Annotated in this window: 30 protein-coding genes and 1 pseudogene; 17 read left to right on the forward strand and 14 right to left on the reverse strand. The window is 65.7% G+C overall.

The features are described 5' to 3' along the window. Positions 1-104 precede the first annotated feature (104 nt). The 4 genes and pseudogenes from OIE68_RS25040 to OIE68_RS25055 all read left to right on the forward strand — a co-directional run. Positions 105-374 (forward strand): annotated as a pseudogene (locus OIE68_RS25040) (DivIVA domain-containing protein); the annotation flags it as partial. Between the two features lie 1,376 nt (positions 375-1,750). Beyond that, positions 1,751-2,332, forward strand: coding sequence for a DNA-3-methyladenine glycosylase I (locus tag OIE68_RS25045; protein WP_327093539.1), 582 nt, complete (start codon positions 1,751-1,753; stop codon positions 2,330-2,332). Between the two features lie 180 nt (positions 2,333-2,512). Further along, positions 2,513-2,680: a DUF3117 domain-containing protein gene (locus OIE68_RS25050; protein ID WP_011211259.1), complete on the forward strand. Its 168-nt coding sequence runs from the start codon at positions 2,513-2,515 to the stop codon at positions 2,678-2,680. Between the two features lie 16 nt (positions 2,681-2,696). Then, entirely contained in the window at positions 2,697-3,527 is an 831-nt protein-coding gene (locus OIE68_RS25055) for a putative RNA methyltransferase (protein WP_327093540.1), read from the forward strand. On the opposite strand, the gene glgA is transcribed toward OIE68_RS25055, so the two are convergent. Then, positions 3,503-4,660, reverse strand: a complete 1,158-nt coding sequence (gene glgA / locus OIE68_RS25060; RefSeq protein WP_327101796.1) for a glycogen synthase — start codon at positions 4,658-4,660, stop codon at positions 3,503-3,505. The genes OIE68_RS25055 and glgA overlap by 25 nt on opposite strands. Positions 4,661-4,797: 137 nt before the next feature. Between glgA and glgC the strand changes: the two genes are divergently transcribed. Beyond that, positions 4,798-6,012, forward strand: coding sequence for a glucose-1-phosphate adenylyltransferase (gene glgC, locus OIE68_RS25065; RefSeq protein WP_040695098.1), 1,215 nt, complete (start codon positions 4,798-4,800; stop codon positions 6,010-6,012). On the opposite strand, the gene OIE68_RS25070 is transcribed toward glgC, so the two are convergent. From OIE68_RS25070 to OIE68_RS25080, 3 genes are all read right to left on the reverse strand, one after another. Continuing rightward, positions 6,013-6,207, reverse strand: a complete 195-nt coding sequence (locus OIE68_RS25070; RefSeq protein WP_327093541.1) for a hypothetical protein — start codon at positions 6,205-6,207, stop codon at positions 6,013-6,015. It abuts the gene before it with no gap. A 90-nt stretch (positions 6,208-6,297) separates the two neighbouring features. Next, positions 6,298-6,555: a hypothetical protein gene (locus OIE68_RS25075; RefSeq protein ID WP_327093542.1), complete on the reverse strand. Its 258-nt coding sequence runs from the start codon at positions 6,553-6,555 to the stop codon at positions 6,298-6,300. Positions 6,556-6,676: 121 nt separating this feature from the next. Then, positions 6,677-7,309 (reverse strand): O-methyltransferase, encoded by a 633-nt coding sequence (locus OIE68_RS25080; RefSeq protein ID WP_371856482.1) that lies wholly within the window; start codon positions 7,307-7,309, stop codon positions 6,677-6,679. Positions 7,310-7,699: 390 nt separating this feature from the next. Between OIE68_RS25080 and sigE the strand changes: the two genes are divergently transcribed. The 8 genes from sigE to OIE68_RS25120 all read left to right on the forward strand — a co-directional run bounded on the left by sigE (position 7,700) and on the right by OIE68_RS25120 (position 14,152). Continuing rightward, positions 7,700-8,305: an RNA polymerase sigma factor SigE gene (gene sigE / locus OIE68_RS25085; RefSeq protein ID WP_419150797.1), complete on the forward strand. Its 606-nt coding sequence runs from the start codon at positions 7,700-7,702 to the stop codon at positions 8,303-8,305. Between the two features lie 90 nt (positions 8,306-8,395). Next, the gene (locus OIE68_RS25090) at positions 8,396-8,782 is read left to right on the forward strand and encodes a hypothetical protein (protein WP_040695126.1); all 387 of its coding nucleotides are present in this window, start codon (positions 8,396-8,398) and stop codon (positions 8,780-8,782) included. A gap of 10 nt (positions 8,783-8,792) precedes the next feature. Further along, a complete protein-coding gene (locus tag OIE68_RS25095; protein ID WP_327093544.1) occupies positions 8,793-10,346 on the forward strand; it encodes a trypsin-like peptidase domain-containing protein in 1,554 nt (517 codons plus the stop codon). Positions 10,347-10,401: 55 nt separating this feature from the next. After that, entirely contained in the window at positions 10,402-10,818 is a 417-nt protein-coding gene (tatB, locus tag OIE68_RS25100) for a Sec-independent protein translocase protein TatB (RefSeq protein ID WP_327093545.1), read from the forward strand. A gap of 140 nt (positions 10,819-10,958) precedes the next feature. After that, positions 10,959-11,813 (forward strand): hypothetical protein, encoded by an 855-nt coding sequence (locus OIE68_RS25105; RefSeq protein ID WP_327093546.1) that lies wholly within the window; start codon positions 10,959-10,961, stop codon positions 11,811-11,813. A gap of 235 nt (positions 11,814-12,048) precedes the next feature. Next, the gene (locus tag OIE68_RS25110; RefSeq protein WP_327093547.1) at positions 12,049-12,612 is read left to right on the forward strand and encodes a hypothetical protein; all 564 of its coding nucleotides are present in this window, start codon (positions 12,049-12,051) and stop codon (positions 12,610-12,612) included. A 301-nt stretch (positions 12,613-12,913) separates the two neighbouring features. After that, positions 12,914-13,990 carry an XdhC family protein gene (locus tag OIE68_RS25115; RefSeq protein WP_419150798.1) on the forward strand — a complete coding sequence of 359 codons (1,077 nt, stop codon included), beginning with the start codon at positions 12,914-12,916 and terminating at the stop codon, positions 13,988-13,990. Continuing rightward, complete coding sequence (locus tag OIE68_RS25120) at positions 13,991-14,152, forward strand: hypothetical protein (protein ID WP_327093548.1); 162 nt, start codon at positions 13,991-13,993, stop codon at positions 14,150-14,152. 106 nt (positions 14,153-14,258) lie between these two features. Here the strand turns inward: OIE68_RS25120 and OIE68_RS25125 are convergent, their stop codons facing one another. Together OIE68_RS25125 and OIE68_RS25130 are read right to left on the reverse strand one after the other, a co-directional pair. Continuing rightward, positions 14,259-15,500, reverse strand: a complete 1,242-nt coding sequence (locus OIE68_RS25125) for an NAD(P)/FAD-dependent oxidoreductase (protein WP_327093549.1) — start codon at positions 15,498-15,500, stop codon at positions 14,259-14,261. Positions 15,501-15,520: 20 nt separating this feature from the next. Next, positions 15,521-16,006 (reverse strand): MarR family transcriptional regulator, encoded by a 486-nt coding sequence (locus OIE68_RS25130; RefSeq protein ID WP_327093550.1) that lies wholly within the window; start codon positions 16,004-16,006, stop codon positions 15,521-15,523. A gap of 211 nt (positions 16,007-16,217) precedes the next feature. On the opposite strand from OIE68_RS25130, the gene OIE68_RS25135 reads away from it, so the two are divergent. Then, positions 16,218-17,042 (forward strand): SCO6745 family protein, encoded by an 825-nt coding sequence (locus OIE68_RS25135; protein WP_327093551.1) that lies wholly within the window; start codon positions 16,218-16,220, stop codon positions 17,040-17,042. A gap of 198 nt (positions 17,043-17,240) precedes the next feature. Here OIE68_RS25135 and OIE68_RS25140 read toward each other — a convergent pair whose 3' ends face one another. The 3 genes from OIE68_RS25140 to OIE68_RS25150 form a co-directional block, all read right to left on the reverse strand. Beyond that, positions 17,241-17,633 (reverse strand): hypothetical protein, encoded by a 393-nt coding sequence (locus OIE68_RS25140; RefSeq protein ID WP_327093552.1) that lies wholly within the window; start codon positions 17,631-17,633, stop codon positions 17,241-17,243. After that, positions 17,630-17,896: a hypothetical protein gene (locus OIE68_RS25145; RefSeq protein ID WP_327093553.1), complete on the reverse strand. Its 267-nt coding sequence runs from the start codon at positions 17,894-17,896 to the stop codon at positions 17,630-17,632. Before OIE68_RS25145 ends, OIE68_RS25140 begins: the two co-directional genes overlap by 4 nt. 76 nt (positions 17,897-17,972) lie before the next feature. Next, on the reverse strand, positions 17,973-18,230 hold the full coding sequence (locus tag OIE68_RS25150) for a hypothetical protein (RefSeq protein WP_327093554.1): 258 nt from the start codon (positions 18,228-18,230) through the stop codon (positions 17,973-17,975). Positions 18,231-18,388: 158 nt separating this feature from the next. Here OIE68_RS25150 and OIE68_RS25155 point away from each other — a divergent pair, with 158 nt between their 5' ends. Genes OIE68_RS25155 through OIE68_RS25165 form a run of 3 tightly spaced genes read left to right on the forward strand, consistent with a single transcriptional unit; the run spans position 18,389 to position 19,676 of the window. After that, a complete protein-coding gene (locus OIE68_RS25155; RefSeq protein ID WP_327093555.1) occupies positions 18,389-19,264 on the forward strand; it encodes a helix-turn-helix transcriptional regulator in 876 nt (291 codons plus the stop codon). Next, positions 19,261-19,467 (forward strand): DUF397 domain-containing protein, encoded by a 207-nt coding sequence (locus OIE68_RS25160; RefSeq protein WP_327093556.1) that lies wholly within the window; start codon positions 19,261-19,263, stop codon positions 19,465-19,467. The genes OIE68_RS25155 and OIE68_RS25160 overlap by 4 nt, the downstream gene beginning before the upstream one ends. Then, complete coding sequence (locus OIE68_RS25165) at positions 19,464-19,676, forward strand: DUF397 domain-containing protein (protein ID WP_327093557.1); 213 nt, start codon at positions 19,464-19,466, stop codon at positions 19,674-19,676. Before OIE68_RS25160 ends, OIE68_RS25165 begins: the two co-directional genes overlap by 4 nt. Positions 19,677-19,953: 277 nt before the next feature. Here OIE68_RS25165 and OIE68_RS25170 read toward each other — a convergent pair whose 3' ends face one another. From OIE68_RS25170 to OIE68_RS25190, 5 genes are all read right to left on the reverse strand, one after another. Further along, on the reverse strand, positions 19,954-20,895 hold the full coding sequence (locus tag OIE68_RS25170; protein ID WP_327093558.1) for a glucosyl-3-phosphoglycerate synthase: 942 nt from the start codon (positions 20,893-20,895) through the stop codon (positions 19,954-19,956). Continuing rightward, complete coding sequence (folP, locus tag OIE68_RS25175; RefSeq protein WP_327093559.1) at positions 20,892-21,773, reverse strand: dihydropteroate synthase; 882 nt, start codon at positions 21,771-21,773, stop codon at positions 20,892-20,894. The genes OIE68_RS25170 and folP overlap by 4 nt, the downstream gene beginning before the upstream one ends. 143 nt (positions 21,774-21,916) lie before the next feature. Beyond that, positions 21,917-23,686 carry a long-chain-acyl-CoA synthetase gene (locus OIE68_RS25180; RefSeq protein WP_327093560.1) on the reverse strand — a complete coding sequence of 590 codons (1,770 nt, stop codon included), beginning with the start codon at positions 23,684-23,686 and terminating at the stop codon, positions 21,917-21,919. Between the two features lie 4 nt (positions 23,687-23,690). Further along, positions 23,691-24,293: a TIGR00730 family Rossman fold protein gene (locus tag OIE68_RS25185; protein WP_327093561.1), complete on the reverse strand. Its 603-nt coding sequence runs from the start codon at positions 24,291-24,293 to the stop codon at positions 23,691-23,693. Then, entirely contained in the window at positions 24,287-25,093 is an 807-nt protein-coding gene (locus OIE68_RS25190; RefSeq protein ID WP_327093562.1) for a TIGR00730 family Rossman fold protein, read from the reverse strand. The genes OIE68_RS25185 and OIE68_RS25190 overlap by 7 nt, the downstream gene beginning before the upstream one ends. Position 25,094 lies beyond the last annotated feature (1 nt).

Below are 25,094 nucleotides of genomic sequence, written 5' to 3' on the forward strand. Positions count from 1 at the left end.
CGCACAGCTCGGCGGCCGATCACATGACCGCTCTGCAATTCGAGGTCCAATTTTCGCGGGCGGGCGGATGTCAGGTGTCGGCGTTGGCCAATAAGCTCGGGGACATGCTCACGCTGCTGTTGTACGTGCTGATCGTCGGCTTGGTCGCCGCGGTGCTGTTCCTGCTCGCCAGTGCGGTCTTCGGGCGAGCCGAGGAACTCGGACCACTGCCCGAGGGAACAACGGCGACCGTGCTGCCCGCCGAGGGCATCAGCGGCGCGGATGTGCGCGCCCTGCGCTTCCAGCAGGTGGTGCGTGGCTATAAGGCCGGTGAAGTCGACTGGGCGCTGACCCGGCTCGCGGCCAGAATCGACGAGCTGCAACTCCAACTAGCCGAGGCGCGCGGCACCCAGACCCCGAGCGTCCAGCTCCCGAAGCAGCCGCAGCCGAGCGCGCCGCACCAACAGCCCCAGCCAGCACCCGCGCAACCGAACGGCACGATCGCCCAGCCCCAGGCCCCGACCGGCCAGCCCCAGGTACCGACCAGCCAGCCCCAGGTGCCAACCGGCCAGCCCCAGGTACCGACTGTCCCGCCAAACGGCTCGACTACCCGGCAAGCACCGACCGTCCAGCCACCTGCGGCCCCGCAGCAGCCACCGACCGTCCCGCCGAACGGCACAGCGCCCCAGGCACCGACCGCACAACCATCGGTCGCCCCGCCACAGCCACCGACCGCCCGGCAGGCCACTCCCCTCCCGCCGAACGGCACGATTGATCCGCCAGTCCCGACCGGCCAGCTCCAAGCGCCGGCAGTCCCGCCGAGCGGCTCGACTACCCCGCAGGCACCTGCTGTCCAGCCGCCAGCGGGTCGACCGCAACTGCCGACCGGCACGGCTCAGACTCCTATCGCACAACCATCGGTCGCCCCGCCACAGCCACTGACAGACACAGCGCCCCAGGCCGGCACAACCCAAGGACCGATCGCACAGCCGTCAGTCGCCCCACTCCAGATGCCGACTATTCAGACCACGACTGTCCCGCAGAACGCCGCGATCGCCCAGCCGCCGACCATGCAGCCCTCCGTCACCGCTACGCAGGCTCCGACCGCGCAGCACGGCCCGGGCGCGCAGCAACTCCCAACCACACAGCAGGCCCCGACCGCACAGCAAGTCCCAACCACACAGCAGGCCCCGGGCGCGCAGCAAGTCCCGACCGTGCAGCAAGTCCCGGCCGCACAGCAAGTCCCAACCACACAGCACGCCCCGACCGCACAGCAACTCCCGACCGCGCAGCAGGCCCCGGGCGCGCAGCAAGTCCCGACCACACAGCAACTCCAAACCGCGCAGCAGGCCCCGGGCGCGCAGCAAGTCCCGACCGTGCAGCAAGTCCCGACCGCACAGCACGCCCCGACCGCACAGCAACTCCCAACCACACAGCAGGCCCCGGGCGCGCAGCAAGTCCCGACCGTGCAGCAAGTCCCGACCGCACAGCACGCCCCGACCGCACAGCACGCCCCAACCACACAGCAAGTCCCAACCACACAGCAAGTCCCAACCACACAGCAAGTCCCAACCACACAGCAAGTCCCAACCACACAGCAGGCCCCGGCCGCACAGCAAGTCCCGACCGCGCAGCAGGCCCAGGCCGCGCAGCAGACCCCAACCGCACAGCAAGTCCCAACCGCACAGCAACACTCGGCCGCACACCAAGCCCCGGGAACGCAGCACGGCTCGTCCGCGCAGCAACACATGCGATTCGGGGTGGGCCGGTAATGACCGCCGAAATCACTGTGGCCGCGGCGGATACGACCGAATCCGACGGCAAGATCCGCTGTCCGTGGTCGGAGGGCTCCCAGCTTTATCGGGATTATCACGACAACGAATGGGGCAAACCGCTGCACGGCGATGACGCCATGTTCGAGCGTATGTGCCTCGAGGCATTCCAATCCGGTCTGGCGTGGATCACCATTCTGCGCAAGCGTCCGGCCTTCCGAACCGCATTTGCCGGGTTCGCGATCGAGCGGGTGGCCGCCTTCGGCGATGACGATGTGGCGCAGCTGTTGGCCGACCCCGGCATTGTGCGCAACCGGGCCAAAATCGAGGCGTCGATCGCCAACGCCCGGGTGGCCGCCGCGCTCGATATCGGACTCGACGAGTTGATCTGGTCCTTTGCACCGGCCGCACGTCCGCGCCCGCGCGCGATTGCCGAGGTGCCCGCGACCACCCTCGAATCCATAGCTCTGGCAAAAGAATTGAAGCGGCGCGGGTTCCGCTTCGTCGGCCCGACGACGGCCTACGCGCTGATGCAGGCGACCGGAATGGTCGACGACCACCTGGCCGATTGCTGGGTCTAGGGAGGACGGCCCAACACAGGCCGAGCGGTCACATTTCGAACTCAGGTATCCGTCCACTCCGGCGATAGGGAAGAATGGGACGGGTGTAGCTCGCCAAATGCCGGCGAGCTCACTAGTTGGTGACAACTGGAGTTCCAAGAAAGTGCGCAGCATATCGCGCAGATCTGGAGGGAGCAGAGGATGGCGGCCATGAAGCCCCGCACCGGGGACGGTCCCCTCGAGGCAACCAAGGAAGGGCGTGGAATCGTGATGCGGGTTCCACTCGAGGGTGGCGGGCGTTTGGTCGTTGAGCTCACGCCGGATGAAGCGGCAGCGCTCGGTGACGAACTGAAGAGTGTCACCAGCTAATCCCACACTCGCTGATGTGGCCGGTCTGCTGGCCTGTCCGGAATGCGGCTCCGAAATGGAGTCGCGGGATCGGGCGCTGCGCTGCGGACAAGGGCACAGTTTCGACATCGCCAAACAGGGTTATGTCAGTCTGTTGACCGGTGCGTCGACGAAAATGACCGGCGATACCTCGGCGATGCTGGACGCGCGTGCCGCGTTCCAGGTCGGGGGACATTTCGCGCCGATCGCCGATGCGGTGGCCACGGCTGTCGCAGCCGACGATCCGGTGTTCGACGGCGCCGCCGTGCTCGAGGTCGGTGCCGGAACCGGCTACTACCTGGCCGCGGTGCTCGATGCCGTTCCAGCTGTCGGGATCGCATTGGATGTGGCCAAACCCGCGGCCCGACGCTGCGCCCGTGCCCATCCGCGTGCCGCCTCGGTACTAGCCGACGCCTGGCGCGGACTGCCGGTTCGAGACGGTGCGCTGCAGCGAGTGATCTCGGTTTTCGCACCACGTAATCCGAGCGAGGTCGCCAGGGTCCTCACCGCCGACGGCCGGTTCGTCGTCGCCACACCTACCCCACGTCATCTGGCCGAGCTTGTCGGTCCACTCGGCATGGTGACGGTCGACCCGGACAAGGACCGCCGTCTCACCGATGCCATGTCCGGCCACTTCGACGCGGTAGACCGCACTGTCGTCGAATATCCGATGAAACTCACCGCCACCGATATCGGCAACGTGGTGGCGATGGGCCCGTCCGCCCACCACGCGACCAACCACCTGGATGGCCTACCGGACGCGCTCGAGGTGACGGCCTCGGTCCAGATCTCGACCTACCGACGTCAGAACTTGCGAACCTGGTCGTAGATCGCCACGGTTTGTGCGGCGATCTGCAGCCAGTCGAATTCGGCGATGGCACGGTGGCGTCCGGCAGCGCCGAATTCGGCGGCGAGCACCGGATCACCGGCGACCTCGTTGACCGCCGCAGCCAGATCGTGTTCGTACTGCTGCGGCGCATTCGCGTCGTAGTGCACCAGACGACCGGTCTGTCCGTCCACGACCACCTCCGGAATACCCCCGACATCGGAGGCGACCACCGCCGTCGCACATGCCATGGCCTCCAGGTTCACGATCCCCAGCGGTTCGTAGACCGAGGGGCAGACGAACATCGTGGCCGCGGCCAGAATCTGGCGAATCTGCTCGGTCGGCAGCATCTCGCGCACCCAGAACACATTGCCGCGCGCGTTGGTGAGTTCCGCGACGGCTGCGGCGACCTCGGTTTCCAACTCGCGGGTGTCCGGCGCGCCCGCGCACAGCACCAACTGGATCTCCGGATCGAATTCGCGGGCGGCGGCGAGCAGATGCCCGACCCCCTTCTGCCGGGTGATGCGACCGACGAAGGCCACCATCGGCAGGTCGGAACGCACACCCAATTCGTCCAGGATCGTGCGGGATCCGCCGACGGGCGGTTCCGGATGCCAGACGGTCGCGTCGATGCCGTTGTGCACCACGTGAACCCGGTCCGGATCGATCGTCGGATAGGCGTCGAGCACATCGTGGCGCATACCCTCGCTCACCGCGATGATCGCATCGGCGTATTCCACGGCATTGCGCTCCGACCAGGACGACAGCCGGTAGCCGCCGCCGAGTTGTTCGGCCTTCCACGGCCGCCGCGGCTCCAGCGAATGCGCGGTCAACACATGCGGTATCCCATAAAGGGTCGCGGCGAGATGTCCGGCGAGCCCGGTGTACCAGGTATGCGAATGCACCACGTGCACCTCACCCGCGGCATCGGCCATCCGCAGCTGGGCCGACAGCATCTGCATCGCGGCATTCGCGGCGTAGAGCATCGGATCCGGTTGGTGGACTACGGCATCCGTGCGTGGCACGCCCATGCAATGCACGGTCACCTCGCACAATTGCCGCAATTGCGCGGCCAACTGGGTGACATGGACACCTGCCCCGCCGTACACCTCGGGGGGATACTCGCGCGTCAACATAGCAACGCGAAGCCGGTCGTGATCGCCGGCTCCCGCCCCCGCACCCCCACCGCCCGTGCCGAAACTCACGGCTTCAAACTAGACGTTCACTTCGGCATGGGCCACCTGTACCCGCGTCGCGCGGTAGTTTGGCAGGTGTGAGGAGCCAGCCGCACGTACTCGGGATCGTGCTCGCCGGTGGCGAGGGTAAGCGCCTGTTCCCCCTCACCGCGGATCGGGCCAAGCCAGCTGTCCCCTTCGGCGGTGCGTATCGACTTATCGACTTCGTACTCAGCAATCTCGTCAACGCGGGCTATCTGCGCCTGTGCGTGCTCACCCAGTACAAATCGCATTCACTGGACCGGCACATCTCGCAGACCTGGCGGCTTTCGGGTTTCGCGGGTGAATACATCACGCCGGTGCCCGCGCAGCAGCGCCTCGGTCCGCGCTGGTACACCGGCAGCGCCGATGCGATCATGCAGTCGCTCAACCTGATCTACGACGAGGATCCGGACTACATCGTGGTCTTCGGCGCGGATCACGTGTACCGGATGGATCCGGAGCAGATGGTCCAGCACCACATCGACTCCGGCGCGGGCGTCACGGTCGCGGGCATCCGGGTGCCGCGCAGCGAGGCGAGCGCCTTCGGCTGCATCGACTCCGACGAGTCCGGACGGATCACCCAATTCCTGGAGAAGCCCGCGCATCCGCCGGGTACACCAGACGATCCGAACGTCACCTTCGCCTCGATGGGCAACTACGTCTTCACCACCAAGGTGCTGGTGGATTCGATCCGCGCCGACTCCGACAACTCCGATTCCGATCACGATATGGGCGGCGACATCATCCCGGCGCTGGTCGCCGCGGGCGAGGCCTCGGTCTACGACTTCGCCGATAACGAGGTGCCCGGCGCGACCGAGCGCGACCGCGGCTACTGGCGCGATGTCGGCACCATCGACGCTTTCTACGAGGCCCACATGGATCTGGTCTCGGTGCATCCGGTCTTCAATCTCTATAACAAGCACTGGCCCATTCGCGGTGCGGCGGAAAATCTGCCGCCGGCCAAGTTCGCGCAGGGCGGGCTCGCGCAGGAGTGCGTGGTCGGAGCCGGTTGCATCCTGTCTGCCGCGACCGTGCGCAATTCGGTGCTCAGCTCCAATGTCATGGTCGACGACGGCGCCACCGTCGAGGGCAGTGTGATCATGCCCGGTGTCCGGATCGGGCGCGGCGCGGTGGTGCGCCGCGCGATTCTGGACAAGAACGTGGTCGTCGGCGAGGGCGAGATCATCGGCGTTGATCTGGATCGGGATCGGGATCGCTTCGCGGTCAGCAACGGCGGCGTGGTGACCGTCGGCAAGGGCGTCTGGGTCTGACTATGTCGGATTCGACGGACAGAACGGCGCGCAGGCACCGGGTGTTTTCGGCACGGTCGTGGCCGGTGACTTATCGCCGAAATCGGCGGTGACGACCAACAGCATCAACACAACGGCGAGACCGAGCACCAGCACAAGAATGATCGCCGACCAGCCCCAGTTGATCGGGTCTCGATCATCGTTGTCGCGAAACACGCTGAACCTCTCCCCGACGGCCACTCCCGGGACATCCTCTACTCCTTGATACCCAGTCGGCGGCGGTTTCGCGCGAAATATTTCCGACAGTTATCGCGGGCCGGGTTCCGGTGGCGCGACGGTGACCGTGCAGAACGGTTCGCAGGGACCGGGAGTCAGTGGAACTTTTGTGCGCTCGGTGCCGAAATCAGCATTACTGACCCACACCAGCACCACCACGGCCAGCACCATGATGAAAATCAGAAAGCCGAGAGCGGGCAGCAGACAACCGCCGCGTGCTCGTCCCTCTTTGATCGCGTGGCCGAAATGGCCGATTTCTAGGATCTGGGATCCGCGCTCCCACACCATGGGCGTACCTTGCCGTCGTCGAACCTGGCATCAGCTCGAATACCCGTCCGACGGCGATGAAATCAGCACACGGCGAATGAAATCCACACGCTCCCAACGCTTGTGAATAGCCGGGCGGTTACTAGCCCCTCGATGCGCAGAGCAGACCGTCGCCGACCGGAATCAGCACGCTGGTGAGTTCGGGATCCTCGGCGATCGCCCTGGTCGCGGCGCGCACGGCCTGTGTCGCCGGATCGCGCTGGGTCTGGTCCGGAACCCGGCCGCCGAGCAGAGCATTGTGCAGCAGGATCGCGCCGCCCGCGCGCAGCAGCCGCACGGCCTGGGTGACGTATTGCGGATGCTCGAGTGGGGCGGCATCGATGAACACCAGGTCATAGGCACCGTCGGCGAGTCGGGGCAGCACATCGAGGGCTCGGCCGTTGATCAACCGGGTACGCGCGGGCAGGATCTCGGCGGTTCGGAATGCCTCCTTGGCCGCACGCTGATGCTCGGGTTCGGAATCGATGGTGGTCAGGGTCCCGTCCTCGCGCATGCCATCCAGTAGCCACAGCCCGCTGATTCCCGCGCCCGTCCCCACCTCGACCACCGCACGCGCGCCGAGCAGCTGGGCATACATGCTCAGCAGGGCGCCGACCGAGGGTGGTACAGGTAACGCACCGAGTTCAGTGGCCCGCTCACGCGCGCTGACGAGGACCTCGTCTTCCACGACGGATTCCTCCACGTAGGAGAGATTTCGCTCCAGATTCGATGCCACGCCTATGAATCTAGGGCACGAAGTCGCAAGTTTGGCTCATCGGTGAAGCGTTATCCCGTGGCCGTGCGATTAATTGTTTGTCGGGGGCGGGGGCGGATTCTCAGGTGTCCCTCAGGATCTCCACATCCTCGGCATATCGAGGCAGGAAAGAGTATGGGCAAGCAAGACCAGCCGACCGTCCGGCACGGGGGCGCGGGAACAACAACATACCGATCGTCTGTTGTAACCGTACGTGACGATCCGAGACCCGGATCGCCACTAGATCCGCAGCCACGGTCCCGAGTAGGAGGTATCACCATCCACATGGTCGATGCGGCGCGCGAGTTCGCCACCCTGCCAGCGCAAGCTCTGCCGACGGAAGCGGCGCAAATTCTCCCGACGGAGGCCGAAATGCACGACGAGGACGCAACCGAAGTCGAGCTGACCGGCACCGCGGCCTTCGACGCGACGGGTGACCGTTCCGCGATGCCGTCCTGGGACGAATTGGTCCGCGAACATGCCGACCGGGTGTACCGGCTGGCCTACCGACTTTCCGGCGACGCGCAGGACGCCGATGATCTGACCCAGGAAACCTTCATTCGGGTATTCCGTTCGCTGTCGAATTACCAGCCGGGCACCTTCGAGGGCTGGCTGCACCGCATCACCACGAATCTGTTCCTGGACATGGTGCGCAGGCGCAACCGGATCCGGATGGAGGCGCTGCCCGAGGATTACGACCGCGTGCCCGCCGAGGGACCGAGCCCGGAGCAGGCCTATCACGACTCCCGCCTTGATCCCGACCTGCAATCCGCCCTGGATTCGCTGGCTCCGGAGTTCCGCGCGGCGGTCGTGCTCTGTGATATCGAGGGTCTGTCCTACGAAGAGATCGGTGCGACCCTCGGTGTCAAGCTCGGCACCGTGCGCAGCCGCATCCACCGTGGCCGTCAGGCACTGCGCGACTACCTTGCGCATAATGGAAGTGAGCAGCGGTTCGCCGCTGACGCGAACCTGGGGTGATCCGGCGCAAGCCGAACCGCACCCGACGGCCGGATATCCGTTCGGTCGAGCGCAGGAGTGGATGATGTCGGTTGGAAGGGTGAGCACCGAATGAGTGGCGACGCCAGCACGTCAGGTCGTCCCCGTTTCCGTCCCACCGAGCATCTGGCCAGCGAGGCGATCGCGGCCTATGTGGACGGCGAACTGCGGATGAATGCCTATCTGCGTGCCGCCCAACATCTTTCCGTCTGCCCCGAATGTGCGGCGGAGGTCGACGCACAGCAGCAGGCGCGGATCGCGCTGCGCCGGGCCGGTCAGGTCTCGATTCCGACCGATCTGCACGACAGCCTCACCCGTATTCCGCTCGCCGAACTGCCCGGCGGCGCGACCAGCGCGGCCGCCCGGCCGCCGGCCGGAAGCCCCCGCAACGAGGCGGTTTTCGGATTTCTGACCGATTCGTTCACCGCGACCCGGTGGACAACCTGGTGGCGCAAGTAGAGTTTGCCGAGTGACCACCGAATCGACGAATTCCGGGCCGTCGGAATCGCGGCCCTCCGCAGGCGACACCAACGATTCGGCGCCCCGGGGGAACTTAAGGCCGTCGGACGCGCCCGTACTCGGACCGCGCCCGGTCTACCGGCCCCACGTGGACGGTCACACGGCGCATGCGTTCCGCCGCCCCTCGGGCCAGGCCGGTTCGTTCGGCGAGCAGCCCAAATCGAGCGGTTCGGGTGCACCGCAGGTCGGCCCGGAACTGCACAACAGCCCGCCCGACGCGGTGCTTGCGGAGGCTTTCGGTCGCCCCGACGGCTCCTCCGAACTCCTGCAGCGTGATCCCGACGCCGCCGACACCGGCGCACCGGCGGCCGGTCCGGCCGATCCGTGGCGCGATCCCGACGCCGCCGCCCGTCTCGGCGCACCCGCCGTCGCGACCCCGCGGCCCGCACCGTTGCCGCAGGCGCGGAAGCTTTCCGCCAGGGAGGTGCTCTTCGGCTCCCGGGTGGCGCCCAAGGCGCTGGCTCTGCTCGCGGCCGTCGCGCTGGCCGTCGGTGTACTCGGCGGACTGGTCGGCCGGTTGACCGCGGAGGCGACGTCCCCGTTGACCTCGCGCAAGGTCGCCCTGGAGCAGTCCGGCGAGGTCGAGCGCCCGCACGGCCTGATCGCCAAGGTGGCCAATGCGGTGCTGCCCTCGGTGGTCTCGATCCGGGTCACGGTCGGCGACAACGGCGCGACCGGTTCCGGTGTGGTCATCGACGGTGCGGGATACGTCGCGACCAACAATCACGTGATTTCGATGGCGGCACAGGACAAGTCGAACCGGGCCGCCATTCAGGTGACCTTCTCCGACGGCAGCCGGGTGCCCGCGAATATCGTCGGTCGCGATCCGAAGACCGATCTGGCGGTGCTCAAGGTCGATGTGAAGAATCTCACTGTCGCCAATCTGGGCAAGTCCAAGGACGTTCAGGTGGGTGACGACGTGCTGGCGATCGGTTCACCGCTCGGCCTGAGCAAGACCGTCACCTCCGGCATCGTCAGTGCCCTGCACCGTCCGGTCGCGCTCTCCGGTGAAGGTAGCGATACCAAGGCCGTCATCGACGCGGTGCAGACCGACGCCTCGATCAACCCGGGTAACTCCGGTGGCGCACTGGTCGACATGGAGGGCCGGGTCATCGGGATCAATACCGCGATCCGCAGTGAGACCGGCGGTTCGGTCGGCCTCGGCTTCGCGATTCCGGTGGATATGGTGACCAATATCGCGCAGACCCTGATCCGCGACGGCCAGGTGCACCACCCGAAGATCGGTCTGAGCGCACGCAGCAAGCAGGTCGCAAACGATGTGATGAGCGGCGCGGCGGTCGCCGACGTGGAACCCGGCGGACCGGCGGCCAAGGCCGGAATCGTCGAGAACGACGTCATCGTGAAGATCGGCGATCGCGAGGTGACCGGCCCGGATGAGCTGGTGGTCGCCGTGCAGCAGCGCAAGATCGGCGAGACGGTGAACGTGCAGTTGATCCGCGATGGCAGGCAGGTGGACGTACCGGTCACGCTGGAATCGGACTGAGTCGCGGATGGAATCCGGAGCGGCTCGGCTACGTCGGCCCAGGTAGCCTGGACTCGTGTTCAGCAACATCAGCTGGGGCGAGATGGTCATCCTCCTCGTCGCCGCCCTCGTGATCCTCGGCCCGGAGCGACTGCCCGGGGCGATTCGCTGGACCACGCAGAGCCTGCGCAAGGTTCGCGACTACGCCAGCGGTGCGACCCAGCAGCTGCAGCAGGAGCTCGGACCGGAATTCGAGGACCTGCGTAAGCCGCTGGCCGATCTGAACGAGCTGCGCCAGATGTCGCCGCGCCAGATGGTCACCAAACATCTTCTGAATGGCGACGATTCGGTTTTCCGCGAATTCGAGAAGGCGATCCCCGATAAGCAGGACCTGCTCGGCGCCAACAGCGGCATGCCGGACTACCCGATGCCCAAGCTCGAAAAGCCCTTGGAGCACAACGAACGTCCGCCGATCGACACCGACGCGACGTAACTTGTGTCTGATGGCCGCGCCTGCCGCGCGGCGTGTTCGCTCGTAAGACTCGCTCCGTTGTGGTTGCCAAGGGCTGCAATGGGTCTGTTGTGTCAAGCAGACTAGACGCTTGATCGTGTCGAGATGTCTAGACTTCGCACATGTCGGCCGATGACGTGGCGCGCGTTTTCGCGATCGAAGATAAAGTCGAGCGACTCAAGGCGGCCACCGATGGGGTGGCAGCGGCCCAGCAGACCATCAACGAACTAACCCGTATCCGCAGGGCGGTGATCAGGGAACTTCATGCCGAAGGCTGGACCTTCGCCAGAATCGGTGCGGCGGCGGGACTTTCCCGCGCGCGAATCCATCAGGTGAGTACCCAGGGTCCCGCACCGGAAGGTCTGTTTTTCGGGCACGGATCGCTCACGGTAATCGCTCCGGAGGTGCGCGGCGGCCGAGTGCTCGGCGCACCGGATCCGAGTGCGGCACAACGACTGGTGGAGCTACTTCGCGAACTCGGCTTCACCGCAACGGTCGAACACTTCCTGCCGGGCCGACCCGTCGACCTGAATCGCGACGGCCTGATTGTGCTAGGCGGGCCCGAACTCTCGCCGAGCATTCGTCAGCTCATCGCGGCCGATCCGCGACTGCGGCGCGCGGTGGCGCGGGCCGGGGATGCCCGGCGCGGCATCGAGGATCGGGCGGCCAGGCGGGTATACCGGCCGGGCGGTCCGGAACCACACGATATCGCCTATGTCGCGCGACTCCCACGTCCCGACGGACGCGGCACCACCCTGATCATCGACGGCCTGCACCCACCCGGCTCGCTCGGTGCAATCCGTTTGCTCGCAACCAGATTGGCCACGCTGCACGAACGCGCTGCGACACATCTGTTTTCGGTACTGGTCGCGGTCCGCTACGACCGGTCCACGGGGGAACCGGTCGATGCCGATCTGCTCACACCGGTGTATCGGCACGATGCCGAGCCCAGATCGATCTCCGGCCTTCGACGCTGAGTTGTTCGACTGCCGGAAATCTTCTGGCAACCAAGTAGAGATCGCGACCGTCGCGCGGCACCTCGATTCAGTGGAGCCGCGCAATATTCACTCGGGCTCGAAGAATCCAGGTAGATTACAGGAGTTCGCAATGAAACCGTGATGTGTCACACATCACCTAAACCTTCCATCCAGGCTCGACAACCGCAATGCTGAGTTAGCTAGTCGATAACTATGGCGGTAGGTGGGTTTTCAAATGAAGGTTCCACGTCCGGTGCGAGCTCGCACCGCGTCCCCGAGCGCGCGTCCCGAACTCGGGTCGGGGTTCGAGCTCGAAGCGGGCGGTCCGACAGCGGAACCGGCGATCACCACCCATCGGCTCACCTACAGCAATCGACTCAAGGTCTTCATCGGTCCGGACGACTCCGTGATCAACTTCTTGCGCCCGCTGCACAGACTGGACGGATTCGATTCCTACTCGGTGAATCTCACCCGGCTGCCACATCCGATGCCCGCGTCCGAGATCACCGCGACGCTCAGCGCCGCGCCGGGCCGGAACTACGTGGAGTGCATCGGCTCGGCCGACGTGCTTGCCATCGAGCTGGGCACCGAAGACGACGGGACGCCGCGCCGCTACCAGCTCGGCCTGCCCGGCGATCGAGTCGGCTACCCGGGCGTCGATGTGCCGAATGGCGCAGACATACTGCGCGTGTATCCCGACGAGATCTTCGACGCCGAACACGCGGCCGAGGTATTCGCGACCTACTTCCACACCGGCGATATCCCGGCTGGGTTCCGACTACGTGAGGTTCTCGATTAATTCGCACAACCAAGGTCTGGAACGAACGACCGTGAATGTCATCGTGATCGTGAGTGTCGTGCTTATTGCCGCCGTGATCGCCGCGGTGGTCACGTGGCGGCGGCCGTACCGCATGCATGTGAGCGTTTCGGATCTGCGGGCGCGTCTGGCCTAGGAGGCCAAGCGTTTGCATCCGGACAGTCCGGTCGGCGTCGAGCACGCCGAACCGCGGGAACTCGGGCGCAGCGCATAGGAACTGGCTGGTAGCTAGCCTTGATGCCAGCGACGACGAAAAGCTCCGCCCGAGAAAGGATCGGTGGCCGTGCGCACGATGCTCGAACAGTTGGTGCAGCTTGCCGCTCGGGAGCCGGTGGCAATGGCCCGCATCGTGGATGCGACCGGGCCCGGCCCGCGCGAATTGGGCGCGGCGATGGTCGTTACCGCGGACGGCGAAGTGCTCGGCTCGTTATCGGGCGGCTGTGTCGAGGCCACGGTGGTCGAGTCGGCTCGGGAAGTGCTGGCCAGTGGACATGCGGTATCGGATCGGTTCGGATATGCCGAGGCCGACGGTTTCGCGGTGGGGCTGACCTGCGGGGGTGAGATCGAAGTCTTCGTCGAACGCGTCGATGGCACCCGGCTGCCGGTGCTGTCCGCATTGCGTGCGGCGATCGTGGCGGGTGAGCCGATATCGCTGGCCACCACCCTGGATGCCGCCCCGGACTGGAAACTACTGCGTCCCGGCGCTTCCGAGCCGTGGCGCGGCGTCGACCGCGACGCGCGGGCGCTGCTCGCCGCCGGGCGCAGCGGTCTGGTCGGCTCGGATGAATGCGAAACGGTCCAGGCCCCACGCCCTCGCGTCTTTGTCCAGACCTTCGCCGCCCCGGCCCGCATGATCCTGGCGGGCGCCAACGACTTCGTCCGCGCCCTCGCCCGCACCGGCCGTCAACTCGGCTACCGCGTCACCGTCGTCGACGCCCGCGAAACCTTCACCACCCCAGCCCGATTCCCCTCCGCACACGAGGTAGTCGTCGACTGGCCGCACCGCTACCTGACCGCCGAACACGCCGCCGGACGCATCGACGAACGCACCGTGGTCTGTGTCCTCACCCACGACACCAAATTCGATGTCCCGATGATCGTGGCGGCATTGAGCATCGAGGAAATCTGTTTTGTTGGGGCGTTGGGCTCCCGGCGTACTCACACCGAGCGCACCGAACGCCTGCGCGCCGCAGGCATCACCGACGATCAGCTGGCCCGCCTGAAAAGCCCACTCGGCCTTGATCTCAACGCTCACACCCCCGACGAAACCGCCATCTCCATCGCCGCCCAGATCCTCGCCGAACGCGGTGGTGCATCGGCGCAGCCGCTCGCGCGAACAGACGGACCGATCCACCATTGAATGACACGCGACGGCACGGGCCTGCGCAGGTCATGGGTGATGTTGCGGCGCAAGGTATTCCACGATCCACCCACGGACCGGAACCGAGTGTGGCAGACCGGTTTTTCCGAGTTCGAGACCACCGGTGACGGGATCTGGCGGATCTGCGCGGTGATCGATTAAGCCACCGAATACTGCCTGGCGGCTACCGTGACTTCTAACGCGCACGGGGCCGACGCGCTGGCTTGCCTGATGCTGACGGTCGCCGAGGAGACTGTCGCTGCTCGCCTCAGAGGACGGTGACGCGATGTAGCCGAGGTAGTGCGCGCAGCAGGACCCATCGTTGCACCGGATTGCTCCCGGTCAGGCGGCGTAGTTGTTTGGTTGCGTCGCCGACTGCTCGGAATGCATACGGCACCATCTCGGCTTGATAGGCCGACAGCGCGTGCTCGAGTGGATCGCCTTGCGCGGCAGCATGTTCCAGCTTGGTTGCCAGCAGGGCCGCATCCCGCAATGCGGTATTGCCGCCGTGGGCACCCACGGGTGGCATCGCATGTACCGCGTCCCCCATCAGCGTCACCCGCGACATCCGCCACCCACGAGGGCGAGGGGCGGCCATGAGTTTCACCTCCATGGTGTATTCGGGCTGGGACTCGGCGATGAGTTCCTGTACGGCAGGATGGAATTCGCCGACCAGGGTGCCGGCGAATTCGTGCAGCTTCGCCCGTGTGGGCTGGCGATCGGTGAATGGACTGTCGGCGCCTGGAAAGACCAGTCCCCACATCACATAGTCGTCGTCGACAGGGGCGCCGGTCCCGGGCGCCAGTCGCTCGAAGGCTGCCGCGGGTTGCTCACCGAAACGCATGGAGGTGAAGAACGCGCATCGTCCCGGCCTGTCACCGACGGCCAGCACTCCGCTCTTGGTCAGAGCCGGCGGCACCATGCACCGGCCGCGGATCTGCAGCGGCGTGCGGCCGTACAGCGCGCGCATGCCGGAGTCGATCGGTTCGTGGTCGGGGAGTGTGGCCGCGCGTAGTACCGAGCCGATGCCGTCGGCGCCGACGACCACGTCCGTGCGGGTCGAACTGCCGTCGGCCAGCTGTAACACGGCACCGTCGCAGTCCTCCTCGACACCGACCGCTCCCTTGCCGAAATGCACCCGGTCCTCGAGGCCCCGCAGCAGGATCGTGCGCAGCGTCTGGCGATCCATCTGGCCCGCGCCGTCGGGGACGTTTTCGTCGAAGTGCAGGGTGATGGCGTCGCGCAGATCCTTGTTGGTGATCCGGAAGTATCCGCCCGGGGCGCCCGCGACCGCCGATATCAGTTCGAACAATGTGGCGGGAACGCACTGCCGCAATGCCGCTCTGCCGTGTTTGTCGACCGTAATGCGGTATCCCTGGCGGCGCACGAACGGTCCGGAGTCCTGCTCGTACACCTGCACCTCGATCCCGGCCTTGTGCAGCGACTGCGCCAGGCACAGTCCGGCGAGACCGGCACCGGCGATAGCGATCGAAGAACGATTGGTAGCCATAAAATTTCTGCCCATCGAGGTCAGGTCCGGCTCCAGCCGAACCGATTCGGATAACGCGAGCCCGCCCGCTGCTGGTGCCGAACCCCGAGCGAGGACCAGGACTCGATCAACCGGTCGAGCAGCCGGGTGAGGGTGACGACGTCCTCGGCGGACCAGTCGGCGATCACCGCACCGAATACCTCGTCTCCCACTTCCAGGAATTGCTGGAGCTCAGCCCGGCCGGCGTCGGTGGCCTCGACCAGCACCGCACGCCCGTCGGCCGGGTCCGGCGAGGTCTGCGCCAGACCTGAATCAACCAGGGCGCGAACGTGTCTGGTGACCGACGATGGCAGCGCATCCAGCCGCTCGGCGATCTCACCGGCCCGCACCGGCCCGGACTCCACCGCGCACTGGAGCACCCCGACCCGCACCGGGTCGAACACCCGCGAGGTACCTTGCCGGATCGCCTCGGCGAAGCGAGAGGCCATCCGCGTCAACTCCGACACCTGCCGCTTATTTGCTTTCATGAATCAACTATATCATTTGTTTCACTGAAGCAAATAGTTGAAGGCTGGACTGGCCCGGGCAATCCAGCGACCACGGTGACCGAGTCCGTGTGACACCCCGACGCTGCCCAGCAGAATCGACCAGAGTTGTCGGATCCGGGCCGCGTTGTTCGTAGCTACGGTGAACGGCCGCCCATGAGGGCGCTGTCACGACCACAGGAGATGCTGACCGATGCCGCACCGACAGGCCAAGATCCACCGCATGTTCGAGCTCGTCGAGCCGATCGCCACCGTCACCTTCTCCAAGGTGGCGACCGAGGCGTTCCTGGCCCTCGGCATGCGCAACTACTGGGACGGATACTTCGCAGGCCGGGCCGCACCGCTGGGGCCGGCACCGGCCGCGGTGGTGCACGCGGTGTTCTACAACTTCGCCGACGGCGAGGTGGCACGCCACATCCCATGGGTCTGGGGCAAGATCACCCCGCAGGAGGCGATCGCCGTGCGCGAGCGAGGCAGCGCCGCCGCGCTGCGGCAGAAGATCGGGAAGCTCGCCGCGTCTCCCGGTCTGGTGCGGGTCGCCGACCTCGCCGCCCGAGCGGCGGTCAGCGCGCCGACCGAGGGCCGAGCGCTGTACGCCGGGCTCCGGGCGCTCGACGTGCCCGAGGAGCCGGTGACCAGACTCTGGCACGCGGCGACGCTGCTGCGGGAGTACCGCGGAGACGGCCACAACGCCGCCCTCGTCGCCCACGGCATCGGCGGCACCGAGGCCCACGTCCTCATGGCTCTCGCCCTCGGGATGAGGGCGGAGAAGTTCGACCGGATCCACCACCTGCCCAAGGAACAGCTTGCCGCTGTCGTCGACGGGCTGCGCGGCCGCGGCCTCGTGGATGCCGCCGGCGGGTTCACCGACGCCGGCCGGGAGACCAAGCAGCGGATCGAGGCCCTCACCGACGAGTTGGCGGCGCCGGCGTACGACGTGCTCAGCGCGGACGAGCTCGACGAGCTGGTCGCGAGGCTCGAGCCGATCGCCGCCGCGGTACAGGCCGTCGACGACTGAGTGGGCGCATCGAGCGACGGCCACGACCTCAGCTCGGCCAAGGGCGCCGATCGGGCATCGGTGCTGTGCGCGTACGCGCGGATCGCCTCAGGGGAATCCGTTCGGTAGCCGCAAAGTGCTGGGCTCCGCCCGGGTTGTCCCCGGGCGGAGCCCAGCACTTTGCCCGTCTTCTTCGGCGGGTTCGTCAACGCATGCGTGCTACCCGGATGAGGCATCCGGCGGTTCGGCGGCCCATTCGGTCACTGCGGTGGCGAACCGAGTCATCAGTTCGACCGGCAGCAGCTTCGCCGGACCGGCTGGCATGTATGCCGATGCACCCGGAACCCGTTGCGGCAAAGGGTTACCCGCCGTACAAATCGATGTCGTGGATTCGTTGTTTCGACGGATGAGCCACCGGTCGAGTCGATCCAGAGGTCCGCTGCACACAATCGAGCCCGATCCGTCGACAAGGTTCCAGCCATACGGCGGATTCGGCTCGCGCTCGACGTGATAGTTCGCACCGGCGCCATTCTCGATGGCGCGCAACCACTCTCGTATCGATGGCAATTCACCGGCGTGCCGCTGGTCGTCTGGTGGCATTTCGGGGGTCACTGCGGGTACCCGGCCGTGACCGAGGCCCGATACCGAGGAACCAACACCATCCACAGGTCGTGGCGTACGGCATCCCATAGCCGCGCCTGCTTCGGCCACTGGTCCCGCGCCTGAACCAGATCCGGAAACGTGCCCGGTCCGAACGTGACAGTCGGCAGAATCTCAGATGTGTTGTGTACGTGCATGATTTCGACCTGTCGTAAGTGATTCAGTCGCCAGGTGGCCCGTAAGCCGTCGATCTCGGTCCGATGTATCTCGCCCATCTCGCCCTCCCAGGTCGGGCCGATCGAGCTTGGCCCCTGGATTACCGGAGTTGCCGCTATCGTCATTCGATCCGTGTCACGCCTTCGCCGAGCTGCAATCAGATGCCTTTGCCGCCAACATATTTCGGCCTAGCCCGGTGATCTCGTACCGACCGCGCCGGGCTCCGGCAACGATCAGGTTTCGGCTGGCGAGGTTCGCCACGGTTTGGCGGGTGGTCCACGCGGTGAGACTCGCGGAAATCTTGATTTGCTGTTCGGTGAGCATCCCGCCGCAGCTCAGCGCCCGCAGGACGCACGCTTGCGGTACAGAGAGGCTTCCTTCTTGCTCGGCCATGGGGATATGGTGGCGCAGGTCGGGCTGGGTACGGAGTCTCTGAACGGGAGTCTCTGCAAGGGGCGAGAACACCCAGCATCATTCTTGGAAGTCACCTACGCTGATTCTCAGCCTGAGAATCAGCGGGTGCGCCGGTTGAGAAAGCAGGGGGCACGACTATGCCGAGACAGGCAGACCTCAGCGGCACAACACTTCAGCGACGCCAACTGGGGCGAGCACTACGGGACGCACGGCAGGCGCAGGGCTTGACGCTCGATCAGGTGGCGGCTGCAACGAAGATCAGCAGAGCTACGCTGAGCCGGATCGAGCTTGGGCAGTACGAGAAAATTAGGGACATGGAGGTCGATTACCTGTCCCGGTACTATTGCCTGCCGGACGCCCGGACCGAGTATCTGAAATCTCTTGCTAGCCAAGCCAATGTCAAAGTCTGGTACCAGGACTACCGCCATCTGATCGTGCCAGGTTTCGGCACGTACCTCGAGCTGGAATCATTCGCGTCGGACTTCTGGTTCTATCAGCCGATCGCCATACCCGGTTTGCTACAAACGGCGGACTACGCCCGCACCTTGGAGCAGCTCGGCCGACCGGACCACTCTCTAGACGAGAACAACACGCGAGTAGATCTCCGAATTCAGCGAACGAAGATACTCACCCGCCCGCACAACCCAGTCCGCGCGGAATTCCTGTTGCAGGAGAACACTCTCTATACCCTCGTCGGATCCGGCCCGATCATGGCAACTCAGCTGCGGCATATCGCCGACCTCAGCACCCGTGACAACGTGACGGTGCGTGTCCTTCCGTTCACCGCTGGCCTCCCGACTGGGAGCATGATGCCGCCACATATCATTCTCGACTTTCCGGACAACGAGCCATCGGTGGTTTACACCGAAGCTGCCATTGGCTCAATGACTTTCGATGGCACCGAAGACGTGAAGCGTTTTCGCACACTCCACGAAACCCTCCGAGGGGCCGCGCTGGACGAGCAGTTATCCAGGGACCGAATCAGGAAGATAGCAGGGAGACATAAACAGTGACCGTCGACCCGTCACGCACGCAGTGGTTCAAATCGTCGTACAGCGGCAGCCAGAACGAATGCGTCGAAATAGCCTGGCTCGCAGAGGGACTCGTCGGAGTCCGCGATTCGAAGAATCCCGATGGCCCCGCACTGACCTTCACGCCCGGCGCATGGAACGCCTTCACCGCCGTCGTGAAACTAGCAAGGAGGTCTGACCAGTGACCATCGACACCACCGGCGCGCAGTGGTTCAAATCGAGCTTGAGTAGTGGCAAGGAAGCGTGCGTGGAAGTCGCCTGGCTTGCAGCCGGGCATATCGGTGTCCGAGACTCCAAGAACCCGACTGGTCCGGCTCTCACCTTCACGCCCGGTGAATGGGACGCCTTCATGGCGGGCGTACAAGATGGGGAATTCAACCGGCCCGACGCCTAGCCTCGATCGACAGCGAGCGGCCCTGTTCCGGAACAGGGCCGCATACCGTATCTCTCGGTGCACAGCGCAGGGACTTATTCCATGGTGCCCAACTCCTCGAGATCGACTCGGTCCAGGTTTGCGGTAGGTAGCCGATTACCGGACGCGAAGCCCGTCCCCTGCCCTTTTCGCCTGCGAGAGCAGTCCTGAATCGACACGATCGCCGCAACCTCTCAAATCGAGAGTGCCGCGACGACCGCGTGAACCCAAGATGCACCCAGGGTTCGTCGTGGTTATCTCAGGCGGCGGCCCAAGCCGGGCGCAGCGTATTCATCGGCGGGCGATCGGCGAGGGAGACCTCCGTGCTGTGCGCGGTGAAGGCATCGCCGATCAGCGGGAACTGGGTCAGCGCCGCACCGGAGTCCTGGACGCCGCTGCGGCCGAGCACGGTGCCGAGGATCTGGCGGCTCATTACGCCGAGGTCGGCGAGGGGGCGGTTGCGGTGGGTGCGCACACCGAGATTCACCTGGCCGATCGCGGAAAGGCCGAGGCGGTCGTAGGTGTCCAGCAGCAGACCGATCTCCACGCCGTAGCCGGGGGCGAACGGCACCGAGGTCAGTAGTTCGCGGGTGCCCGCGTATTCGCCGCCGAGCGGCTGCAGCACCTGCGACAGTTCCGGACGCAATGCGGCGAGCAGCGGACGGGCCACGAGTTCGGTGACGCGACCACCGCCGTGTGCGTCCACGGCACCGGCCTGCCGCAGCGGCCTGCGGTAGTAGGCCTTCACCAGATGCATATCGTCGACCAGCAGCAGCGGACCGAGCAGCTTCGGCACGAAGGCCGGATCCGGGTCGATGAGATCGGAGTCGACGAAGGCGATGACATCGCCGCTGGTCACCGCCAGCGAGCGCCACAGCACCTCGCCCTTACCGGGCAGCGGATCGAGTTCGGGGACGGCCTGTTCCCGACTTATCACCTCGGCGCCCGCGGCGAGCGCGCGTTCGGCGGTGGCATCGGTCGATCCGGAATCGAGCACGACCAACTCGTCGACCAGGGTGCCCAGCAGCGGTCGAATGCTGGCCACCACATCGGCGACGGTGTTCTCTTCATTCAGTGCGGGCAGCACCACGGAAACAGTGCGCCCGCGCTTGGCGGCGATCAGCTCGTCGATCGTCCAGTCCGAGGTGTCCCAGGTATTCGTCGTCGCCCAGAGCGGGCTGTCGTGGTGGTGGAAATTCATACCAGACCTCGCAGGGTTCGTGCGGGGGGCCGGATGCCCTGTATCGCGGCGATCATGTCCACGACGCGCCGGGTTTCGGCAACCTCGTGTACTCGGAAGACTCGGGCGCCGGCGGCCGCCGACCATGCTGTTGCTGCCAATGTGCCCTCCAACCGTTCGGATAGACCGACACCTAAAGTCTCCCCGATAAAATCCTTGTTGCTGAGCGCCATCAAGACTGGCCATCCGGTATTTACAAGAACGTCTATTCCCCGCAACAACTCGAGCCCGTGGTAAGTGTTCTTGCCGAAATCATGGGTCGGATCGATCAGAATCGAATCCTTGCGAACCCCGGCCGCGAGCGCGTCTTCGGCGGCTCGCTGCACGGTTTGCGTTACTTCGGCCACCACATCGGCATAGCGCACCCGATGCGGACGGGTGCGCGGGACGGCCCCGCCGGTATGGCTGCATACGATGCCGACCCCGCGATCGGCGGCCACGTGCACCAGATCCGGATCGGCGCCCGCCCAGGTGTCATTGATCAGGTCCGCGCCTGCGGTGACTGCGGCCTCGGCCACCTCGGCGCGCCAGGTATCGATGCTGATCAGTAGCTCCGGATACTTCTCCCGGATAGCCGCGACGAACGGGACCACCCGGCGAGCCTCTTCCGCCGCATCGACAACGGTGCCCGGACCGGCCTTCACCCCGCCGATATCGACCAGATCGGTGCCCTCGTCGACCGCGCGCGCGACCGCTTCCATGGCAGCCGCATCGGTGAAGGTGGCGCCCTTGTCGTAGAAGGAGTCGGGGGTGCGATTGACGATGGCCATGACCAACGCCCGATCCGTCGCCACCGGCTTGCCGCACAAGGTCGGAAGCGGCGCTGCGGGGCTGAACATGCACCCGACTGTACCTAGTCCTGTAACACGCCCACAGGCAACGGGTTGTGGACGGTGCATTCTTGGGACGCGCAACAACGGGATCGGCGAGCACCTGGGTCGACTCGTCGCATGCGCCCAATGCGCTGCCGGACGATCGACGCTTAGTTCTTGGGCGCGCGGGCCGCGGCGACGTCGGCGACGTACTCGTCGTAGGCCGGGACGTAGCCGTCCGCGCGACCGGCGAGCACATACAGCTGACTGTCTGCGTCGGGTGCGTAGCCCCGCTTGCGGAGTTCGACTTTGCGGCTCTTGAAGGTGGAGGTCTGCTCGAGTTCGGCGACGACCCGGATGAACAGCGGGACCGCATAACCGGGCAACCGGGAGTAGGCCAGTTCGGCGAGCACGCGACCGTCGAATGGGGCGTCCGGGTACAGCGTCACCGCCGCCATGCCCGCCTTGCCGTCGGTGCCCGGGATATCCACGCCGAAGACGACCGCCTGCGAAATCGCGTCGGAATCGGCGAGTACACCCTCGACCTCGGTGGTGGCGACATTCTCGCCCTTCCACCGGAAGGTATCGCCGAGCCGGTCGACGAAGGCGATGTGATGCCAGCCCTGATCACGGACCAGATCACCGGTGTCGAACCAGACGTCGCCGTCGGTGAAGCCGTCGCGGACCAGCTTCGCTTCAGAGGCGGCCCTATCGGTGTAACCGTCGGCAGGCGAACGATCGGTGACCTCGGCCAGCAGCAGACCGACCCCACCGACCGGCACCCGGCGCAGCCGACCGTCCTTGTCGCGCTTGGCCTTTCCGGTCGCATCGTCGTATTCGACGATGGCGTAGGGCAACGGCCCGAAGCCCGCGGTGCGATCCAACCCGAAGGCATTGACGAAGGCGATATTCACCTCGCTGGCGCCGTAGAACTCGACGATCCGGCCGATGCCGAAACGGCTCTTGAACTCGTCCCACAGCTCCGGCCGCAGACCGTTGCCGACGGCGAGCCGGACCCGGTGCTGCCGATCGGTCGGCTCGAGCGGCTGATTGACCAGGTAGCGGCAGAGTTCACCGATGTAGATGAATGCGGTCGCCTGCTCCCGGATGATCTCGTCCCAGAACCGGGAGGCGGAGAACTGCCTGCCGAGTGCGAAGGCGCCGCCCGCGGCGAGCACCGACGACAGCGCGACGGTCAGTGCGTTGTTGTGATAGAGCGGCAGGCAGCAGTACAGAGTGTCATTGCCGCGCAGGCGAATTCCGAGTCCGCCGAGTCCGGACATGCTCTTGCTCCAGCGCAGATGTGTCATCACGCTGGCCTTGGGTAGGCCGGTGGTGCCGGAGGTGAAGATCAGGAAGGCACGTTCCTTCGCGGTGACCTGCGCGCAGCTCGGCGGATCGGCCGGGTCGGCATTCTCGGCCGCCTTGTCCAGATCCTGCGAAAAGAGCACATCGGCAAGGGGTTCGGCGAGCGAGTCCAGTGCCGCCTGGCATTCCTCGCCGACCACGTTGAGCACGCTGTCCAGTAGTCCGAAGCTGTGGGCGAGCACCTGGTCGCGCTGGTGATGATTCAGCAAGCCGACCGTCGCACCGAGTTTCACGGTGGCCAGCACCACGAACAGAGTTTCCGGACGGTTGGTCATCAGCACGCCGACCACATCACCGCGCTGCACGCCACGGTCGGCCAGCACCCGCGCGTACCGGTTCACCCGCGCGTTGGCCGAGCCGTAGCTGAAGGTTTCGCCCTCGTACTTCAGGAACGGCCGGTCCGGATGCCGGTGCGCGTTGCGTTGGAAGTACAGCCCGACCGAAGATTTGTCATCCGGCCGCACCATCATGCCGAGCGCGCCGCGCAGCATGGACGGTGCGTCGAATGCCATGAGCGGCAACCGCTTCGCGATATCGAATAGGCTGACCTTCGAGCGGGCGGGAGTGCTCAATGCGTCAGTTCTCCTCGTCGAGAGCGGTTTCCGGCTCCTGCGTCACCTCGGATGCCGGCACCGGTTTCAGCGCCGCGAAGGCCGCGGGCAGATCGTCGACCACGGTGATCCTGGCCATGGCCGACTGGGACACGAACTTCCGATCGTAGAGTTGGTCCAACCAGTCGAACAGACCCCGATAGAAACCATTGGGATCGAGCACAACCACCGGCTTATCGTGTTGGCCCAGATAACCGCCGGTCCAGGTTTCGAAGAATTCCTCCAGCGTGCCGATGCCGCCGGGCAGAGTGAGAAAGGCGTCGGCGCGGTCCTCCATGACCTGTTTGCGCTGGCGCATGGTGTCGGTGACGATCAGCTCGTCGGCATCGACATCGGCTACTTCCTGGTGCACCAAGTGTTTCGGAATCACCCCGACGGTATGCGCACCGCTCGCGCGAGCGCCGGTTGCGACCGCGCCCATCATCGAGACGTGACCGCCGCCGGAAACCAATTGCCAACCGCGCCTTGCGATCTCGGTGCCGACCCGGGCGGCGAGGGCGAGCATTGCCTGATCGGCGGTGCTGGCCGAACAGTAGACACAGACCGCGTATCCGGCTTCACTCACCATTGATCCTCCGTCCCGAGGGCATCGGTGTCGGTGGCCCCGTCCGCGGTGGCCAGGATGATCTGCACGACCTCCTCGACACTATCGGTCACATGCAGCAGGCCGAGGTCGCCGGGTGAGATCTTGCCGGAACCGCCGAGCGAATCGCGCAGCCAGTCGACGAGTCCGGCCCAGTACTTGCTGCCGAACAGGATGATCGGGAAGCGGGTGATCTTGTGGGTCTGCACCAGGGTGAGCGCCTCGAACAGCTCGTCCAGGGTGCCGAATCCGCCCGGCAGGCAGATGAATGCCTGCGAGTACTTCACGAACATGGTCTTGCGCGCGAAGAAGTAGCGGAAGTTGATACCGAGGTCGACCCATTCGTTGAGGCTCTGCTCGAACGGCAACTCGATGCCGAGTCCGATCGAGTACCCGCCCGCCTCCGACGCGCCCCGGTTCGCGGCCTCCATCACGCCGGGGCCGCCGCCGGTGATCACCGCGAATCCGGCCTGCGCCAGCGCACCGCCGATGGCCATGGCGGCGTGATACTCCGGATGCCCCGTCGACGTGCGGGCCGAACCGAAGACGGTGACCGCGCGCGGCAGTTCGGCGAGCGCACCGAAGCCCTCGACGAATTCGGCCTGGATGCGCAGCACCCGCCACGGATCGGTATGCACCCAATCGCTTGGTCCGTGCCGGTCCAATAGGTTCTGATCGGCGGTGCCGCCCGGTTTGCGATCGCGGCGGAACATGATCGGTCCGCGGTATTTGGGTGTCGACTTCGGCGTGCTTGCGATCTCGTTATCGGCGGCTTCGGCGGACATG

The organism is Nocardia vinacea (genome assembly GCF_035920345.1).
GTDB lineage: Bacteria > Actinomycetota > Actinomycetes > Mycobacteriales > Mycobacteriaceae > Nocardia > Nocardia vinacea_A.

What these genes read in the sequence shown, in the direction of transcription:
- OIE68_RS25045 (WP_327093539.1), top strand. Translation starts at nt 1,751, where the DNA reads ATGACCGCCGAAATCACTGTGGCCGCGGCGGATACGACCGAATCCGAC.
- OIE68_RS25050 (WP_011211259.1), top strand. Translation starts at nt 2,513, where the DNA reads ATGGCGGCCATGAAGCCCCGCACCGGGGACGGTCCCCTCGAGGCAACC.
- glgA (WP_327101796.1), bottom strand. Translation starts at nt 4,660, where the DNA reads ATGTTGACGCGCGAGTATCCCCCCGAGGTGTACGGCGGGGCAGGTGTC.
- OIE68_RS25075 (WP_327093542.1), bottom strand. Translation starts at nt 6,555, where the DNA reads ATGGTGTGGGAGCGCGGATCCCAGATCCTAGAAATCGGCCATTTCGGC.
- sigE (WP_419150797.1), top strand. Translation starts at nt 7,700, where the DNA reads ATGCACGACGAGGACGCAACCGAAGTCGAGCTGACCGGCACCGCGGCC.
- OIE68_RS25090 (WP_040695126.1), top strand. Translation starts at nt 8,396, where the DNA reads ATGAGTGGCGACGCCAGCACGTCAGGTCGTCCCCGTTTCCGTCCCACC.
- OIE68_RS25105 (WP_327093546.1), top strand. Translation starts at nt 10,959, where the DNA reads ATGTCGGCCGATGACGTGGCGCGCGTTTTCGCGATCGAAGATAAAGTC.
- OIE68_RS25110 (WP_327093547.1), top strand. Translation starts at nt 12,049, where the DNA reads ATGAAGGTTCCACGTCCGGTGCGAGCTCGCACCGCGTCCCCGAGCGCG.
- OIE68_RS25120 (WP_327093548.1), top strand. Translation starts at nt 13,991, where the DNA reads ATGACACGCGACGGCACGGGCCTGCGCAGGTCATGGGTGATGTTGCGG.
- OIE68_RS25125 (WP_327093549.1), bottom strand. Translation starts at nt 15,500, where the DNA reads ATGGCTACCAATCGTTCTTCGATCGCTATCGCCGGTGCCGGTCTCGCC.
- OIE68_RS25130 (WP_327093550.1), bottom strand. Translation starts at nt 16,006, where the DNA reads ATGAAAGCAAATAAGCGGCAGGTGTCGGAGTTGACGCGGATGGCCTCT.
- OIE68_RS25135 (WP_327093551.1), top strand. Translation starts at nt 16,218, where the DNA reads ATGCCGCACCGACAGGCCAAGATCCACCGCATGTTCGAGCTCGTCGAG.
- OIE68_RS25145 (WP_327093553.1), bottom strand. Translation starts at nt 17,896, where the DNA reads ATGGGCGAGATACATCGGACCGAGATCGACGGCTTACGGGCCACCTGG.
- OIE68_RS25150 (WP_327093554.1), bottom strand. Translation starts at nt 18,230, where the DNA reads ATGGCCGAGCAAGAAGGAAGCCTCTCTGTACCGCAAGCGTGCGTCCTG.
- OIE68_RS25155 (WP_327093555.1), top strand. Translation starts at nt 18,389, where the DNA reads ATGCCGAGACAGGCAGACCTCAGCGGCACAACACTTCAGCGACGCCAA.
- OIE68_RS25170 (WP_327093558.1), bottom strand. Translation starts at nt 20,895, where the DNA reads ATGAATTTCCACCACCACGACAGCCCGCTCTGGGCGACGACGAATACC.
- folP (WP_327093559.1), bottom strand. Translation starts at nt 21,773, where the DNA reads ATGTTCAGCCCCGCAGCGCCGCTTCCGACCTTGTGCGGCAAGCCGGTG.
- OIE68_RS25185 (WP_327093561.1), bottom strand. Translation starts at nt 24,293, where the DNA reads ATGGTGAGTGAAGCCGGATACGCGGTCTGTGTCTACTGTTCGGCCAGC.
- OIE68_RS25190 (WP_327093562.1), bottom strand. Translation starts at nt 25,093, where the DNA reads ATGTCCGCCGAAGCCGCCGATAACGAGATCGCAAGCACGCCGAAGTCG.